The sequence below is a fragment of the Pseudomonas wayambapalatensis genome, from assembly GCF_049942315.1.
GTDB classification, from domain to species: Bacteria; Pseudomonadota; Gammaproteobacteria; order Pseudomonadales; family Pseudomonadaceae; genus Aquipseudomonas; species Aquipseudomonas wayambapalatensis.
This window is the reverse complement of the sequence record NZ_JBNFMU010000043.1, coordinates 1-16,843: the sequence shown is the minus strand read 5'-3', so window position 1 is coordinate 16,843 and position 16,843 is coordinate 1. Positions and strand designations below refer to the sequence as shown.

General features: G+C 64.0%; 9 protein-coding genes. 7 read left to right on the top strand and 2 right to left on the bottom strand.

Annotation, left to right across the window (positions count from 1 at the left end):
* Nucleotides 1-29: 29 nt before the first annotated feature.
* On the bottom strand, nucleotides 30-1,508 hold the full coding sequence (putP, locus tag ACPZMI_RS01190; RefSeq protein WP_426351520.1) for a sodium/proline symporter PutP: 1,479 nt from the start codon (nucleotides 1,506-1,508) through the stop codon (nucleotides 30-32).
* A 74-nt stretch (nucleotides 1,509-1,582) separates the two neighbouring features.
* On the opposite strand from putP, the gene ACPZMI_RS01185 reads away from it, so the two are divergent.
* Nucleotides 1,583-1,771 (top strand): hypothetical protein, encoded by a 189-nt coding sequence (locus ACPZMI_RS01185; protein ID WP_186708245.1) that lies wholly within the window; start codon nucleotides 1,583-1,585, stop codon nucleotides 1,769-1,771.
* Nucleotides 1,772-1,865: 94 nt separating this feature from the next.
* Nucleotides 1,866-5,816, top strand: a complete 3,951-nt coding sequence (gene putA / locus ACPZMI_RS01180; protein ID WP_426351519.1) for a trifunctional transcriptional regulator/proline dehydrogenase/L-glutamate gamma-semialdehyde dehydrogenase — start codon at nucleotides 1,866-1,868, stop codon at nucleotides 5,814-5,816.
* 151 nt (nucleotides 5,817-5,967) lie between these two features.
* On the opposite strand, the gene ACPZMI_RS01175 is transcribed toward putA, so the two are convergent.
* A complete protein-coding gene (locus ACPZMI_RS01175) occupies nucleotides 5,968-8,844 on the bottom strand; it encodes an RHS repeat domain-containing protein (RefSeq protein WP_426351518.1) in 2,877 nt (958 codons plus the stop codon).
* Between the two features lie 273 nt (nucleotides 8,845-9,117).
* Between ACPZMI_RS01175 and ACPZMI_RS01170 the strand changes: the two genes are divergently transcribed.
* The 5 genes from ACPZMI_RS01170 to dbpA all read left to right on the top strand — a co-directional run bounded on the left by ACPZMI_RS01170 (nucleotide 9,118) and on the right by dbpA (nucleotide 16,672).
* Nucleotides 9,118-10,920, top strand: a complete 1,803-nt coding sequence (locus ACPZMI_RS01170) for an acyl-CoA dehydrogenase (RefSeq protein WP_426351517.1) — start codon at nucleotides 9,118-9,120, stop codon at nucleotides 10,918-10,920.
* Between the two features lie 30 nt (nucleotides 10,921-10,950).
* A complete protein-coding gene (locus tag ACPZMI_RS01165; protein ID WP_426351516.1) occupies nucleotides 10,951-12,393 on the top strand; it encodes a TldD/PmbA family protein in 1,443 nt (480 codons plus the stop codon).
* Nucleotides 12,393-13,724, top strand: a complete 1,332-nt coding sequence (locus tag ACPZMI_RS01160; RefSeq protein ID WP_426351515.1) for a TldD/PmbA family protein — start codon at nucleotides 12,393-12,395, stop codon at nucleotides 13,722-13,724. Before ACPZMI_RS01165 ends, ACPZMI_RS01160 begins: the two co-directional genes overlap by 1 nt.
* Before the next feature lie 70 nt (nucleotides 13,725-13,794).
* Entirely contained in the window at nucleotides 13,795-15,222 is a 1,428-nt protein-coding gene (gene mdtD / locus ACPZMI_RS01155) for a multidrug transporter subunit MdtD (protein ID WP_186665860.1), read from the top strand.
* Nucleotides 15,223-15,334: 112 nt separating this feature from the next.
* Entirely contained in the window at nucleotides 15,335-16,672 is a 1,338-nt protein-coding gene (gene dbpA / locus ACPZMI_RS01150) for an ATP-dependent RNA helicase DbpA (RefSeq protein WP_288374157.1), read from the top strand.
* Nucleotides 16,673-16,843 lie beyond the last annotated feature (171 nt).

The following is a 16,843-nucleotide window of genomic DNA, read 5'->3' as shown; positions in this document are numbered from 1 at the left end:
CGAAGCAGCCGCTGCCGAATCAGCAGCTGTTACTTGTCAGCGCGGTATGCAGCATCAGCCGTTTCAAACCGCGAAACCATGCTGCCGCTCGGACGCCCCAGCTTGCTCACCACGATGATGGCGATGGTGGCGAACAGGAAGCCCGGGATGATTTCGTACAGGCCAAGCCCGACGTAGTTCTTCCACAGGATCACGGTCAGCGCACCCACCACGATCCCCGCCAGGGCACCGTTGCGGGTCATGCCCTTCCACAATACCGACAGCAGCACCACCGGCCCGAACGCAGCACCGAAGCCCGCCCAGGCATAAGCCACGAGGCCCAGCACACGGTTGTCAGGGTTCGCCGCCAGGGCGATGGCGATCAATGCCACGGCCAGCACCATCAGGCGACCGACCCAGACCAGTTCGGTCTGCGAAGCACCCTTGCGCAGGAAAGCCTTGTAGAAGTCCTCGGTCAGCGCACTCGAGCACACCAGCAACTGGCAGCTCAGGGTGCTCATGACTGCCGCCAGGATGGCCGACAGCAGCACACCGGCAACCCACGGGTTGAACAGGATCTTCGCCAGCTCGATGAACACACGCTCGTGGTTCTCGGTGACCGGGCCAGCCAGATCAGGGTTGGCCGAGAAATACGCAATCCCGAAGAAGCCCACGGCGCAAGTGCCGGCCAGGCACAGAATCATCCAGGTCATGGAGATGCGACGAGCCTTGGCGATCGACTTCACCGAGTCGGCGGCCATGAAGCGCGCCAGGATGTGCGGCTGACCGAAGTAGCCCAGGCCCCAGCCCATCAGCGAGATGATGCCGATGAAGGTGGCGCCGCGGAACATGTCGAAGTTCGCCGGGTTCTGCGCCTCGATCGCCAACATCGTGGTGTCGAAGCCGCCAGTGGAGATCAGCACGATGATCGGCGTGAGGATCAGCGCGAAGATCATCAGCGAGGCCTGCACGGTGTCGGTCCAGCTTACCGCCAGGAAACCACCGATGAAGGTGTAGGCGATGGTCGCCGCAGCACCGGCCCACAGGGCTGTCTCGTAGGACATGCCAAAGGTGCTTTCGAACAGGCGCGCACCCGCCACGATGCCCGAGGCGCAATAGATGGTGAAGAACACCAGGATGACGATGGCCGAGATCACCCGCAGCAGGCCGCTGTGGTCTTCGAAACGGCTGGCGAAGTAGTCGGGCAGCGTCAGCGCATCGCCGTTGTGCTCGGTCTGCACCCGCAGACGGCCGGCGACGAACAGCCAGTTCAGGTAGGCACCGACAGTCAGGCCGATGGCGATCCAGGCCTCCGACAGGCCCGACATGTAGATGGCGCCCGGCAGGCCCATCAGCAGCCAGCCGCTCATGTCGGAAGCGCCAGCAGAAAGCGCGGTGACCACGCTGCCGAGGCTGCGACCGCCGAGGATGTAGTCGGAGAGATTCTTGGTGGAGCGATAGGCCGCGAAGCCGATCAGCACCATTACCGCGATGTAGACCACAAAGGTGATCGTGATTGGATTGCCCATGGTTGTGCCCTGGCGTTGTTGTTATCTCTTGCAGCCGACCTTCGTGAGACGGTTGCACCCAGGCGGCGAATCCTATGCAACAACATGAAGCGGGTGCAACCATTTTTCATTTGCAAGTTGCACCTGGAAATGTCTTTTCAGTCAAAACCCCTTTTTTGCTCCTTTTTGAAGCAAAAACGTCGCTTTTAATAAGCAAGGGCAGCAAAAACGACCCTTTCCGCTGTTTAGCGTTTTGCGCCAGACGAGTTGCACCTTTTTCATGAAAAATTCGGGTTGCACCCGGTTGCACCCGAGAGGTGCCTGGCGCTAATCTTGCCGCCAGCTTAGCCACGCCCGTGGCAATAACGAGGATAAGAAATGGCGACGACCACCCTTGGGGTCAAACTCGACGACCCGACCCGTGAGCGACTCAAAGCGGCTGCGCAGTCCATCGACCGCACCCCGCACTGGTTGATCAAGCAAGCGATCTTCAATTACCTGGAGAAGCTCGAGGGTGGTGCAACCCTGAACGAAATCAACGGCCACGCTGCGCAGCTCGGTGACGACGCTGGCGAACTCCCGGTCGACCACACCCACCAGTGCTTCCTCGAATTCGCCGAGAGCATTCTGCCCCAGTCCGTGCTGCGCGCAGCGATCACCGCAGCCTACCGTCGCCCCGAGCAGGAAATGGTGCCGATGCTGCTGGAGCAGGCCCGCCTGCCGGCCCCGCTGGCCGAAGCGACCAACAAGATGGCCGCAGGCCTGGCCGACAAGCTGCGCAACCAGAAGAGCGCCAGCGGCCGCGCCGGTATCGTCCAGGGCCTGCTGCAGGAGTTCTCGCTGTCGTCCCAGGAAGGCGTGGCGCTGATGTGCCTGGCCGAAGCGCTGCTGCGCATCCCCGACAAAGGTACGCGCGACGCCCTGATCCGCGACAAGATCAGCACGGGCAACTGGCAGCCACACCTGGGCAACAGCCCTTCGCTGTTCGTCAATGCCGCAACCTGGGGCCTGCTGCTGACCGGCAAGCTGGTCTCCACCCACAACGAATCCGGCCTGACCTCCTCGCTCACCCGCATCATCGGCAAGAGTGGCGAGCCGATGATCCGCAAGGGTGTCGACATGGCCATGCGCCTGATGGGCGAGCAGTTCGTCACCGGCGAGACCATCGCCGAAGCCCTGGCCAACGCCAGCCGCTTCGAATCCAAGGGCTTCCGCTACAGCTACGACATGCTCGGCGAGGCCGCGCTGACCGAGCACGACGCCCAGAAGTACCTGGCCTCCTACGAGCAGGCGATCCACTCGATCGGCAAGGCCTCGCACGGGCGCGGCATCTATGAAGGCCCGGGCATCTCGATCAAGCTCTCGGCGCTGCACCCGCGCTACAGCCGCGCGCAATACGAGCGTGTGATGGAAGAACTGTACCCGCGCCTGCTGTCGCTGACCCAACTGGCCAAGCAGTACGACATCGGCCTGAACATCGACGCCGAGGAAGCCGACCGCCTGGAGCTGTCGCTGGACCTGCTCGAACGCCTGTGCTTCGAGCCATCGCTGACGGGCTGGAACGGTATCGGTTTCGTCATCCAGGCCTACCAGAAGCGCTGCCCGTACGTGATCGACTCGGTCATCGACCTGGCCAAGCGCAGCCGTCACCGCCTGATGATCCGCCTGGTCAAGGGCGCCTACTGGGACAGCGAGATCAAGCGCGCCCAGGTCGAAGGCCTGGAGGGCTACCCGGTCTACACCCGCAAGGTCTATACCGACGTGTCCTACATCGCCTGCGCCCGCAAGCTGTTGTCGGTGCCGGAAGCCATCTACCCGCAGTTCGCCACGCACAACGCCCACACCCTGTCGGCCATCTACCATATTGCCGGCCAGAACTATTACCCAGGCCAGTACGAGTTCCAGTGCCTGCACGGCATGGGCGAGCCCCTGTACGAGCAGGTCGTCGGCAAGATCGCCGATGGCAAGCTGAACCGTCCGTGCCGCGTCTATGCACCCGTCGGCACCCACGAAACCCTGCTGGCCTACCTGGTACGCCGCCTGCTGGAAAACGGCGCCAACACCTCGTTCGTCAACCGTATCGCCGACCACTCGATCTCCATCCAGGAACTGGTCGCCGACCCGGTCGCGAGTATCGAGCGCATGGCCACACAGGAAGGCAGCATCGGGCTGCCGCATCCGCGCATTCCGCTGCCGCGCGACCTCTATGGCAGCGAACGGGCCAACTCGGCCGGCATCGACATGGCCAACGAACACCGCCTGGCGTCGCTGTCCTGCGCCATGCTGGCAACCGCCCACAACGACTGGAAGGCTGCCCCGCTGCTGGCCTGCGCCACCAGCCAGGAAGCCGCCGCACCGGTACTCAACCCAGCCGACCACCGCGACGTGGTGGGCCATGTGCAAGAGGCGAGCGTCACCGACGTCGACAACGCCATCCAGTGCGCCCTCAATGCCGCGCCGATCTGGCAAGCCACCCCACCAGCCGAGCGCGCCGCGATCCTGGAGCGCACCGCCGACCTGATGGAAGCCGAGATCCAGCCGCTGATGGGCCTGCTCATCCGCGAGGCCGGCAAGACCTTCGCCAACGCCATCGCCGAAGTGCGCGAAGCCGTCGACTTCCTGCGCTACTACGCCGTGCAGGCACGCAACGATTTCAGCAACGACGCCTGCCGCCCGCTCGGCCCGGTGGTGTGCATCAGCCCATGGAACTTCCCGCTGGCGATCTTCACCGGCCAGGTGGCCGCCGCACTGGCCGCCGGTAACCCGGTGCTGGCCAAGCCGGCCGAACAGACCCCGCTGGTCGCGGCCCAGGCCGTGCGTCTGCTGCTCGAAGCCGGCATCCCCGAAGGTGTGCTGCAACTGCTGCCGGGGCGCGGCGAAACCGTCGGTGCCGGCCTGGTCGGTGACGAACGGGTCAAGGGCGTGATGTTCACCGGCTCCACCGAAGTGGCGCGCCTGCTGCAACGCAACGTCGCCGGCCGTCTGGATGCCCAGGGTCGTCCGATCCCGCTGATCGCCGAAACCGGCGGCCAGAACGCGATGATCGTCGACTCCTCGGCGCTGACCGAGCAGGTGGTGATCGATGTGGTGTCGTCGGCCTTCGACAGCGCCGGTCAACGTTGCTCGGCGCTGCGCGTACTGTGCCTGCAAGAGGATTCCGCAGACCGCGTGATCGAAATGCTCAAGGGCGCCATGGCGCAGAACCGCATGGGCAACCCGGAGCGCCTGTCGGTGGACATCGGCCCGGTGATCGACGCCGAAGCCAAGGCCGGCATCGAGAAGCACATCCAGGCCATGCGCGAGAAAGGCCGCAGCGTCTACCAGGTGGCCATTGCCGAATCCGAGGAGTGCAAGCGCGGCACCTTCGTCATGCCGACCCTGATCGAGCTGGAGAGCTTCGACGAGCTCAAGCGCGAGATCTTCGGCCCGGTGCTGCACGTGGTGCGCTACAACCGCAAGCACCTCGACCAGTTGATCGCGCAGATCAACGCCTCCGGCTACGGCTTGACCCTGGGCGTGCACACCCGCATCGACGAAACCATCGCCAAGGTGGTGGACAACGTCAACGCCGGCAACATGTACGTCAACCGCAACATCGTCGGTGCCGTGGTCGGCGTGCAGCCATTCGGTGGTGAAGGGCTGTCGGGCACCGGCCCGAAAGCCGGTGGCCCGCTGTACCTGTACCGCCTGCTGTCGACCCGCCCGGCTGACGCCATCGCCCGCCACTTCCAGCGTGCCGACGGTGAGACCAAGGCCGACACCACCCTGCGCGACCAGCTGATCAAGCCGCTGCAGGTGCTCAAGGCCTGGGCTTCGAGCAACCAGCCCGAGCTGGTGGCACTGTGCGAGCAGTTCGCCGAACAGTCGCAAAGTGGCATCACCCGTGTACTGCCTGGCCCGACCGGCGAGCGCAACACCTACACCGTGCTGCCTCGCGAGCATGTGCTGTGCCTGGCTGACAACGAGGCCGACCTGCTCGCGCAGTTCGCCGCGGTGCTGGCGGTTGGCAGCTCGGCGGTGTGGGCCGACGGCGAGCCGGCCAAGGGCCTGCGCGGTCGCCTGCCGAAAGACCTGCAAGGCAAGATCAAGCTGGTGGCCGACTGGAGCAAGGATGACGTGGCGTTCGACGCGGTCATCCACCACGGCGACTCCGACCAGCTGCGCGCGGTGTGCCAGCAGGTCGCCAAACGCGCCGGTGCCATCGTTGGTGTGCATGGGCTGTCCAGCGGCGATCAGCAGATCGCGCTGGAGCGGTTGGTGATCGAGCGTGCGGTGAGCGTGAACACCGCGGCTGCAGGGGGTAACGCCAGCCTGATGACCATCGGCTGACCGTACTGACGCCATCGCGGGCAAGCCCGCTCCTACAGGTTCAGCGTCATACCTATGGGAGCGGATTGACCCGCGAGAGTCCTGTTTGGCCAACGACAGGCCTGGATATTGAGTGCAACATCTGCACCTGAACCCAACATAATCAAAAACTCTAGCGTTTGAAGTAATTGAGCATCTTGCGTATCCGCCCAGGTTCCACTGCAACGCTGGGAGTTTCGGGAATGGGTTTCGAATAAGAAATCGTGATCGTCTGCTGGTCGGGTAGCCTGCTCACCCCTTCCGGAGGAGCAAAGGTCAGCTCCTGCTCATCAGCCTCCCCCTTCACGATAGGCAAATGACTTACTTGCTGTATTTCCAGATAAACGTCGTCATAGTATCGATCGTTTGTAAGATCATAGAGATGGAACAACTTTTCGGAGATCACCGTATACATCTCCTTACCGGCAACAATCTTGTGCCGAGCCCCTAGTCTTTCTGCAGCAGCAGTCTCACCTGGCATGGGCTTAGGCGTTGTAAATGTTCTCCCCTCATCCAAGTTGCTGATGTCCACAGCGACCATACTTGTCAGCGCTGCCAAATGCCCCTGATGTGCGACCCGCGAAATAGGCATTTTGAAACCAAGCGGTAACAGGCCATCGATATTATTCTCTGTAAGACGTTGTTCGGCGCCCACCAAGGGCTTGAAGCTGTAGGCTGAGCGATGAAAGTCAGCCTTGAATGCCTTGGACACGCTCTCATCTGGGGGGATTGCCTCTGATTCGTTACGCGGCAAGAACGCCCAGATTTCTCGCTGCAGCTTGACCGTCAGGTTGATCGACTCCGCCTCGTGATTCACATTTGCCTTGACGCCAGACGAGTGGGGGTCGAAGAGGAAAGGAAACTTGATCAACTCATCCAGCTCGCGCCATACCTCATGGCCGAACGCTGCTTCGAAAGTCATCTCCCCAACGCGCCCATCGGCATCTCTGCGCGTCACTGGATTGTTGCGCACCATGCAATACAAGTTAAGGCCCTCCACTGCCCCCGCCGGGTCTGCGCTCAGCCATCGCCCGACCCACGGCTGGTAGTAGCGATAACCGTAGTAATACAGCCCTGTCGCATCTCGTTCCTTGCCTGAATAACGCAGAGTCTTGTAACTCCCTTCAAGCTCGCTACGGGCCACCCACAACGCGGTTCCCCCAAATGGGTAATACGCTTCATGGCTGATCAGCCTGCCCGCGCCGTCAACCTCCAGGATGCCGCTGCCCAGCGGCGTGTCGTAGCTGTAGCGCAGTTGATCGTTCTCCAACCCGTCTGGCACCTCGCTGCACCAGTGCAACATTCGCACCTGTGCATGACCGGGCTCACCGACCGAAATAACCTGCAACTCCTCCTCAAGGGAGGCATCGCGGGTAGTGCAGCGCAATTCAAGCCCGGGTAAATAGGTGACTCGAAGCGTGTGCCGGCTTGCAGCGGCCCACTGCGTGTTGACTTTCAGGACTCGCATGCTGGCACTGTCATAACGGTAGTGCTCATGGTCATGCCGCCCCTCCTCGCGTTGCTGGGAGATGACCTGATGCAACTCCCCTTGAGGCGTCCAGCACAGGGGATTGCCGGGCAACAGCGAGATCTGCTGACCCTTTGCCGTGAACAACGCCTCCACCTCGGCGGGTGTCTTCGCCATTATGCCCAGCACCGCCCGATTGCTGCGGCCACTGACTGTGATCTCGACGACACGACAGTGATTGCTGGCCGGCACCCGGTGCACCATGCGCGTCAGGTTGCCAGCAGTGTCATAGATATAGTTGCGGGTATAACGGGTAACGAGTGTCTCATCGTAGGGAGAGGGAGACGGTGTGTTGTACTCTCCCGCCCGCGATGACGCATTGACCTGCTCTCTTCCGCAGGCGCCGACCAATTGATAAAGGCTGTCGTAACAGTACGTGGTCTGCGGCTCCGCCACCTGGTTCCGCCAGAATCTTCTGTTGTCGGCCTCGTCCCGTTCGCTCACCACATTGCCCACCGGGTCGAACGAATACTGCAAATCCTGCAGGAGCCTCGCACCCAGGGCATGACTCGCAGGCCGCTCGATCCGTAGCTGAACCTGGCGTTGCGTTCGTGGCTCAAAGAAATAGGTGCTCGACACACCGTTACCCTGCAGTTCACGGGTCTTATTTCCACCTGCCAGGTAACTCGTCGACCGGACGATCTCGCACTCTTGAGAGTCTTTGCGTCTCAGCCAACTTGCCTGGAGCCGACCCGCAATATCATAGGTGACACGCCGCCGGTTCCCGGCTGCATCGACGATGCTCGATACGGTTCCGGTTGCGTCCACGACCGAACACGTAGTGTGTGCCTGCGCAGTCGGCTCAAGTGCGCGGTCCCATTCATCGATACTCTCACCTTGCCAATCGACCACTGTCTGTACTTCATCTCCCTGCCCCAGAAGACGACGGGTGACAGACAGCGTGGTACCGGTCATGGCGATGGCGTCGTGCAACGCAAGGCCAGCAGTGTCGTAAAGACGTGTACAGCGACCAGCCAGGTTTCGCCCCCGCTCCAGTGCACTGCTCCCCCCATAGACAAAGCGCTGGGTCATGCGGGGAACACCACCGCCAACTGTATCGCTGATGCTCGACAAACGACCCGCCAGACCGTGAGCCTCGTACATCGATCGACGTACCACCGCCTGGCTGTAGTCGTCACGCCCTTCTGCGCCTGCCGCGATTGCACTGACATGCACCAAAGGCCGACCATCGATATCAGCCAAGGCAACTTCTATGCCCGCGTCGACACTCTGAACACGCAGCACTTTGCCAGTGAAATCGTTGCCCAACGCGAAGTTCACCAGACCGCGCCCAGCCATACGCGGGTCGACGCTCCGATCCAGGAAACCACGAGGATCGTACCTGTGCCGCGTGATGAGCAGCGTGGTCTGTCCAAGCGCAAGCGCATCACGATGGCAGGCGATTTCCCGTACCTTCAGCTTGCGAGCAAACGCCGATACCGATGGGGTTTGGCGATGGACTAATGGCGCGTTGCTGGTCATTGGGCGATGCTCCGGCTCAGGCCTAGATGGCATGCAGCCCCCAATCAGGGCTCAACGGGGATCCGGCAAAGGCCTAGGCTACGCCAGTGATGTACAGGCCACACCTGACAGAAATACCAGTAGAGCAGCGCAAAGGATCTCGAGAAGCAGCGAGCGCCACCAATCGCACACCTATGCTCAGCCTTCTGGAGTGTCATCACGCGCACCCATGAGCCTGTGCAGCCCCTCCCACTGGCTCTAGACTCGCCGCATCTCGAACCCAGGAACCCCGCCATGTCCGAGCATCTCCTCAGCAGCCGCAACCTTGCCTTCGAACTCTACGAAGTCCTCGACGCCGAGGCCCTGACCCAGCGCCCGCGTTTCGCCGAGCACAACCGCGAGACCTTCGACGCCGCGCTCGGTACTGCTCGCGCGATTGCCGAGAAGTACTTCGCCCCGCACAACCGCAAGGGCGACGAGCACGAGCCGCGTTATGTCGACGGCCGCGCCGAGTTGATTCCCGAGGTCAAGCCTGCGGTAGAGGCCTTCCTCGAGGCGGGCTTCCTCAACGCCAACCGCGACTTCGACGTCGGCGGCATGCAGTTGCCGAGCCTGGTCTCGCAAGCCTGCTTCGCCCATTTCCAGGCCGCCAACGCTGGCACCACGGCCTATCCCTTCCTGACCATGGGCGCAGCCAACCTGATCGAGAGCTTTGGCAGCGAGGAGCAGAAGCGCCTGTTCCTGCAGCCGATGATCGAAGGCCGCTACTTCGGCACCATGGCCCTGACCGAGCCCCACGCCGGCTCGTCGCTGGCCGATATCCGCACCCGTGCAGAGCCCGCTGGCGATGGCAGCTATCGGCTCAAGGGCAACAAGATATTCATCTCCGGCGGCGACCACGAGCTGTCGCAGAACATCGTGCACATGGTCCTGGCCAAGCTGCCGGATGCACCGCCCGGGGTGAAGGGCATTTCGCTGTTCATCGTGCCCAAGTACCGGGTCAACGACGACGGCAGCCTCGGTGCCCGCAACGACGTGCTGCTGGCCGGTCTGTTCCACAAGATGGGCTGGCGTGGCACCACCTCCACGGCGTTGAACTTCGGCGACAACGGCCAGTGCGTCGGCTACCTGGTCGGCAAGCCACACCAGGGCCTGGCGTGCATGTTCCAGATGATGAACGAAGCGCGCATCGGCGTCGGCATGGGTGCGGTGATGCTCGGCTACGCCGGCTACCTGTACTCGCTGGACTATGCACGCCAGCGCCCACAAGGCCGCCAGGTGGACAACAAGGACCCCAACAGCCCAGCAGTGCCGATCATCGAGCACGCCGATGTAAAACGCATGCTGCTGGCGCAGAAAGCCTACGTGGAAGGCGCCTTCGACCTGGGTCTGTACGCCGCACGGCTGTTCGACGACACCCACAGCGCACCCGACGAGGCGGCACGCGCCCAGGCCCAGGAACTGCTCGACCTGCTCACCCCGATCGTCAAGTCCTGGCCTTCGACGTTCTGCCTCAAGGCCAACGAACTGGCGATCCAGATCCTCGGTGGCCACGGCTACACCCGCGAATACCCGGTAGAGCAGTACTACCGCGACAACCGCCTGAACCCGATCCACGAAGGCACCGAAGGCATCCAGTCGCTCGACCTGCTCGGGCGCAAGCTGGCGCAGAACGGCGGCGCCGGGCTCAAGCAACTGATTCGCCTGATCGCCACCACTGCCGAGCGCGCCAGCCATCACCCCAACCTGGACGCACTGCGCCAGCCGCTGGAGCAACTGGTCAACCGCCTGCAAGCCGTGACCCTGACACTGCTCGGCGACCTGGCCCAGGGCAAGGTTGCCGGAGCCCTGGCCAACTCGGCCCTGTACCTCAAGGTGTTCGGCCATTGCGTGATCGGCTGGCGCTGGCTGGAGCAGGCCATCCATGCTGAGCTCGGACTGATGAAAGGCGTCGAGGTCGACCGCGATTTTTACTACGGCAAGTTGCAGGCCGCACGTTATTTCCTGACTTGGGAAGTGCCAGGCTGCCATACTGAGCTCGCACTGCTCGAGGCACGCGACGACACCTGCCTGGGCATGCAAGAGGGGTGGTTCTAGGGGGAGCCACCGCGAACAGGAGGTTCCCGCATGTTCGATTCCAGCGCCCTGCTGCGCCAGCGCTTCGCAGCGCTGCGCAGCAAGGCCGAACTGTTCTCGCTTCGCCACGTGAAGCAATCGCATCAATCGCTGTCGGTGCGGCGCAACGTCGCCGAACCGCCATTCTTCAGCCAGGACGAAGGTGCCATGCTCACCGTGCGCCTGAACGGCGTCGAGGCCTACGCCGCCACCGCCGACCTGTCGCAGAGCGGCCTGCAACGCGCCCTGGAACACGCCGAGGCCCTGGCCCGGCAGATCACCGGCCACCACCTGCTCGACCTGCGCGACCAACCGGTGCCGAGCACGCGCCACGACCATATCTCGCCCAACTTCGACCAATCGCTGCCAAACCTTGCGGATTGCCTCGAGCTGCTCGCCACCGAATCGGCCAGCGTGCCCAAGGACGAACGCCTGGTGGACTGGCAGGCGAGCCTGGGCATGACCCTGGTCGAGCAGACTTACCTGAACTCGGCCGGCGCCGAGCTGCGCAACGCGCAGCGCTTCATCTTTCCGGGCCTTGGCGTCACCGCCAGCGATGGCCGCGACAGCCAGAGCCGCAGCCTGGGCCGGGAGAACTTTGGCCAGCAGGGTGGCTTCGAAGTCGTCCAGCGCTGCGGCCTGGTCGGCGCCGCCCGGCGTATCGCCGACGAAGCCCTGCAACTGCTGCTGGCGCCCAACACCCCGAGCGGTGCGCGCGACCTGCTGCTGATGCCCGACCAGATGATGCTGCAGATCCATGAGTCCATCGGACATCCGCTGGAGATGGACCGTATTCTCGGCGACGAGCGCAATTACGCGGGCACCAGCTTCGTCAAGCCCAGCGATTTCGGGCAGTTGCAATACGGCTCGCCCCTGCTGAACGTGACCTTCGACCCTACCATCGACGAGGAGCTGGCCAGCTACAGCTTCGACGACGACGGCACCGCGGCCAGCAAGCAGTTCCTGATCCGCGAGGGCAAGCTGCTGCGCCCGCTGGGCGGCGCCCTGTCGCAGTTCCGCTCGGGGCTCGACGGCGTGGCCAACAGCCGCGCCTGTGGCTGGAACCGCGCTCCGATCGACCGCATGGCCAACCTCAACATCGAGCCGGGCGACCAGTCGCTCGACCAGCTCATCAAGGGGATCGAGCACGGCATCCTGATGCGCACCAACCGCTCCTGGTCCATCGACGATGCGCGCAACAAGTTCCAGTTCGGCTGCGAATGGGCCCAACTGATCGAGCACGGCGAGCTCAAGGGCGTGGTCAAGAACCCCAACTATCGCGGCATCTCCGCGCAGTTCTGGCGCAACCTGTCGGCCGTGGGCGATAGCAGCACCTTCCAGGTGCTTGGCACCCCCAACTGCGGCAAGGGCGAACCCAACCAGGTCATCCGGGTCGGCCATGCCTCGCCGGCCTGCGTGTTCCGCCAGATCGACGTATTCGGAGGAGACGCCTGATGAGTACCCCCTATCAAGAACGCTTCGAGGCATTGGTCAGTGCCCTGCGCGAGGCGCTGCACCCCGGCGAGCAATTCACCCTCGGCTACAACGCCGAACAGTCGCGCTTCGTGCGTTTCAACCATGCCAAGGTGCGCCAGGCGGGCGAGGTGGCCCAAGCTAGCGCGCAGTTGCGCCTGATACGTGAAGGACGCCAGGCCGAACAGCAGTTCACCCTCGGTGACGATGCGCAACTGGATCGCCAGCGCCTGCAGGATGCCCTGAAGCAATTGCGCCAGACCTTGCCGCTGCTGCCGCTCGACCCCTACCTGAAACTCGACGAAAGCGCCTGGCACAGCCACAGCGTGCAAGATCCAACACTGCCCGACTTCAGCGAAGTGCTGACGCTGGTCGAGCAGCAGGCAGGCGACCTCGACCTGGTCGGCATCTACGCCGCCGGCCCGATCTGCCGGGGCTTTGCCAGCTCGTTCGGCGCCTTCGGCTGGCACCAGGCCAACAGCTTCAATTTCGACTGGAGCCTGTTCCACACCAATGGCCAGGCCGTGAAGGCCAACTATGCAGGCCAGGTCTGGAGCGGCGAGGCCTTCAGTGCACGCCTGCAACTGGCCCGCGAACAGCTTGAGTACCTGGGGCGCCCGACGATCACCCTCAAGCCTGGCAGCTACCGCGCCTACCTGGCACCCGCGGCCATGGACGAGATCGCCGGCATGCTGGCCTGGGGCGGTTTCTCGGCCCAGGCCCTGGCCACCGGCAACAGCCCACTGCAGCGTCTGTACACCGGTGATGACAAGCTCGATCCGCGGGTCAGCTTCTCGGAGCAGGTCAGCGGTTCGCTGAGCCCGGCGTTCTCCAGCGAGGGCTCGCCCCGCAAGGACGTAGCGCTGATCGTCGAAGGCCGGGGCCACGCACGCCTGGTCAGCCCCCGCAGCGCAGTAGAGTTCGACCTGCCGGGCAACGGCGCCGACAGCTACGAGGCACCGTGCGCCCTGAGCCTGGCACCGGGCGAGCTGGCGTCGGCGGATATCCTGGCGCGCCTGGATACCGGGCTGTACATCAGCAACCTCTGGTATCTGAACTATTCAGACCTGCCGGCAGCGCGGATGACCGGCCTGACGCGCTTCGCCACCTTCTGGGTGGAAAACGGCCAGATCCAGGGCCCGGTCAGCACCATGCGCTTCGACGACAGCCTCTATAACCTGCTGGGTAAGCAGTTGGAAGAGCTGACCCGTGACCGCGAGCTGATCCTGTCGACCAGTACCTATGGGCAGCGGCAAACCGGATCGAGTCATCTGCCCGGGGCGTTGGTCAGAGGATTGACGCTGACACTGTAACGTCACGCCCCTGTGGGAGCGGCGGTTCGCCGCGCCCGCAGGGAACTGCGCACTTTTCAGGATTGAGGCCATGCCCGAACGCGCCCCGCTCGACCCCACCACCGCCCGCTGGATCCCCTGGGTGGTGGCCATCGCCTTCTTCATGCAGTCGCTCGACGGCACCATCCTCAACACCGCACTGCCAGCCATGGCCCGCTCGCTGGCAGAAGACCCGCTGCGCATGCAGGGTGTGATCATCGCCTACATGCTCACCGTGGCGCTGCTGATCCCGGCCTCGGGCTGGATCGCCGACCGCTTCGGCACCAAGCACATTTTCTTCGGCGCCATCCTGTTGTTCAGCCTGGGTTCGCTGCTGTGCGCGGCGGCCAACAGCCTGGGCTTCCTGATCATCGCCCGCGTCATCCAGGGCCTGGGCGGTGCCCTGATGCTGCCGGTCGGGCGATTGGTGGTGCTGCGCGCCTACCCGCGCTCGGAGCTGGTGCGGATCATGAGCTTCATCACCATCCCCGGCCTGCTCGGTCCGCTGCTGGGTCCGACCGTCGGCGGCTGGCTGGTGGAAATCCTCAGTTGGCACTGGATCTTCCTGCTCAACCTGCCGGTCGGCGCACTGGGCTGCTACGCAGTATGGAAGTTCATCCCCGACCTGCGCGGCAGCGAACGCACCACCTTCGACGGGCCCGGGTTCATCCTGTTCGGTGCCGCGATGGTGCTGATCACCATCGCCATGGAGGGCCTGGGCGAGTTGCACCTGCCGCACCTGCGGGTGATGTTGCTGCTGTTTGCTGGCATGGCCTGCCTTGCCGCCTACTGGCTGCGCGCCGGGCGTGACCCGGAGCCGCTGTTCTCGCCCAGCCTGTTCCGCGTGCGCACCTTTGCCATCGGCATCCTCGGCAACCTGTTCGCCCGCCTGGGCAGCGGCGCCCTGCCCTTCCTGGTGCCGCTGCTGCTGCAGGTGGCGCTGGGCTACTCGCCGGCCCAGGCCGGCATGAGCATGATCCCGCTGGCCGCCGCGGCGATGATCGCCAAGTCGGTGGCACGGCCGCTGATCGAGCGCCTCGGCTACCGCATCATCCTCACCGGCAACACGCTGTTGCTGGGTGTACTGCTGGCCAGCCTGGGGCTGGTCGACGAACAGACACCCTATTGGCTGCTGCTGGTGCAACTGGGCTTGCTGGGGGCGGTGAACTCGCTGCAGTTCACTGCAATGAACACAGTGACGCTGATCGACCTCGACGACGCCAGCGCCAGCAGCGGCAACAGCCTGCTGTCGGTGGTCGCGCAACTGTCGCTGAGCCTGGGCGTAGCCTGCGCCGGTGCGCTGCTCGGCGGCTTTACCGCCTCCGGCAGCGCCGAGGGTGTGGAAACCACGCTGGGCGCGTTCCAGTTGACCTTCCTGACCATCGGCCTGATGGCGATGCTGGCCGCGGCGATCTTCCTGCAACTGTCGCCGACAGACGGAAGGCGTGCCCGTCGTCCGGAAGAGCACGTGGAAACGTAGGGCGAATGGCCATGAGGCTGGTAGACTGTGCGGCATTTTTCGCTTCGCACCGCAGGCCCGCCTCGTGACCACCGAATCCACCGCTTTCGCCTCCCTGCCGCTGTCCGCCGCCATGCTGGCCAACCTGGACGCCCTGGGCTATGCCTCGATGACGCCGATCCAGGCCCAGAGCCTGCCGGTCATCCTCAAGGGCCAGGACCTGATCGCCCAGGCCAAGACCGGCAGCGGCAAGACCGCCGCCTTCGGCATCGGCCTGCTCAATCCGATCAACCCGCGCTTCTTCGGCTGCCAGGCGCTGGTGCTGTGCCCGACGCGCGAACTGGCCGACCAGGTCGCCAAGGAGCTGCGCCGCCTGGCCCGCGCCGAAGACAACATCAAGATCCTCACCCTCTGCGGTGGCGTCTCGCTGGGCCCGCAGATCGCCTCGCTGGAGCACGGTGCGCACATCATCGTCGGCACCCCGGGCCGTATCCAGCAGCACCTGGACAAGGGCACCCTGGACCTGAAAGGGCTCAACACCCTGGTACTCGACGAAGCCGACCGCATGCTCGACATGGGCTTCTTCGACGCCATCGCCGCCATCATCGGCAAGACCCCGTCGCGCCGCCAGACCCTGCTGTTCTCGGCCACCTACCCGGCCGGCATCGAGCAACTGGCCGCCGACTTCATGCGCAAGCCGCAGCAGGTCACGGTCGAGAGCCAGCACAGCGACAGCCAGATCGAGCAGCGTTTCATCGAGATCGATCCACAGCAGCGTCTGGAGGCGGTTACCCGCGTACTGGGCCACTACCGCCCGCAGTCTTGCGTGGCGTTCTGCTTCACCAAGCAGCAGTGCGAGGACCTGGTCGCCCACCTGACCGCCAAGGGCATCGTCGCCCAGGCCCTGCACGGTGATCTGGAACAGCGTGACCGCGACCAGGTGCTGACGATGTTCGCCAACCGCAGCAGCTCGGTACTGGTGGCCACCGATGTCGCCGCCCGAGGCCTGGACATCGACGGCCTGGACCTGGTGATCAACGTGGAACTGGCGCGTGATGCCGAGATCCATGTGCACCGCGTCGGGCGTACCGGCCGTGCCGGCGAGAAAGGCGTGGCGATCAGCCTGGTGGCCCCGGCCGAAGGCCACCGCGCGCAAGCCATCGAAGACCTGCAGAAGCGCCCGCTGCGCTGGGAGCAGTTGGACAGCCTGAAGAACAAGGGCGGTGAGCCACTGCTGCCGACCATGACCACCCTGTGCATCGCCGCCGGGCGCAAGGACAAGCTGCGTCCGGGCGATATCCTTGGCGCCCTGACCGGCGATGCCGGGCTGCCGGGCAAGCAGGTGGGCAAGATCGCCATCTTCGATTTCGTCGCTTTCGTGGCGGTGGAGCGGGCCGTGGCCAAGCAGGCGATGCAGCGCTTGAACAGCGGCAAGATCAAGGGCCGGGCCCTGAAAGTCCGTATCGTCTGACCTATTCTGGGGCTGCTTTTGCAGCCCATCGCAGGCAAGCCAGCTCCCACAGGATCTCCCCAGAGCCTAGGCCGGGTGCACTCCCTGTGGGAGCTGGCTTGCCTGCGATGGGCTGCAAAAGCAGCCCCAGAATAGGTCAGACGATACGGACTTTCAGGGCCCGGCCCTTGA

Bases quoted from the DNA above. Each gene is read 5' to 3' on its own strand.
- putA (WP_426351519.1), top strand. From the start codon at position 1,866: ATGGCGACGACCACCCTTGGGGTCAAACTCGACGACCCGACCCGTGAG.
- ACPZMI_RS01175 (WP_426351518.1), bottom strand. From the start codon at position 8,844: ATGACCAGCAACGCGCCATTAGTCCATCGCCAAACCCCATCGGTATCG.
- ACPZMI_RS01160 (WP_426351515.1), top strand. From the start codon at position 12,393: ATGAGTACCCCCTATCAAGAACGCTTCGAGGCATTGGTCAGTGCCCTG.
- putP (WP_426351520.1), bottom strand. From the start codon at position 1,508: ATGGGCAATCCAATCACGATCACCTTTGTGGTCTACATCGCGGTAATG.
- mdtD (WP_186665860.1), top strand. From the start codon at position 13,795: ATGCCCGAACGCGCCCCGCTCGACCCCACCACCGCCCGCTGGATCCCC.
- ACPZMI_RS01185 (WP_186708245.1), top strand. From the start codon at position 1,583: ATGCAACAACATGAAGCGGGTGCAACCATTTTTCATTTGCAAGTTGCA.
- ACPZMI_RS01170 (WP_426351517.1), top strand. From the start codon at position 9,118: ATGTCCGAGCATCTCCTCAGCAGCCGCAACCTTGCCTTCGAACTCTAC.
- dbpA (WP_288374157.1), top strand. From the start codon at position 15,335: ATGCTGGCCAACCTGGACGCCCTGGGCTATGCCTCGATGACGCCGATC.
- ACPZMI_RS01165 (WP_426351516.1), top strand. From the start codon at position 10,951: ATGTTCGATTCCAGCGCCCTGCTGCGCCAGCGCTTCGCAGCGCTGCGC.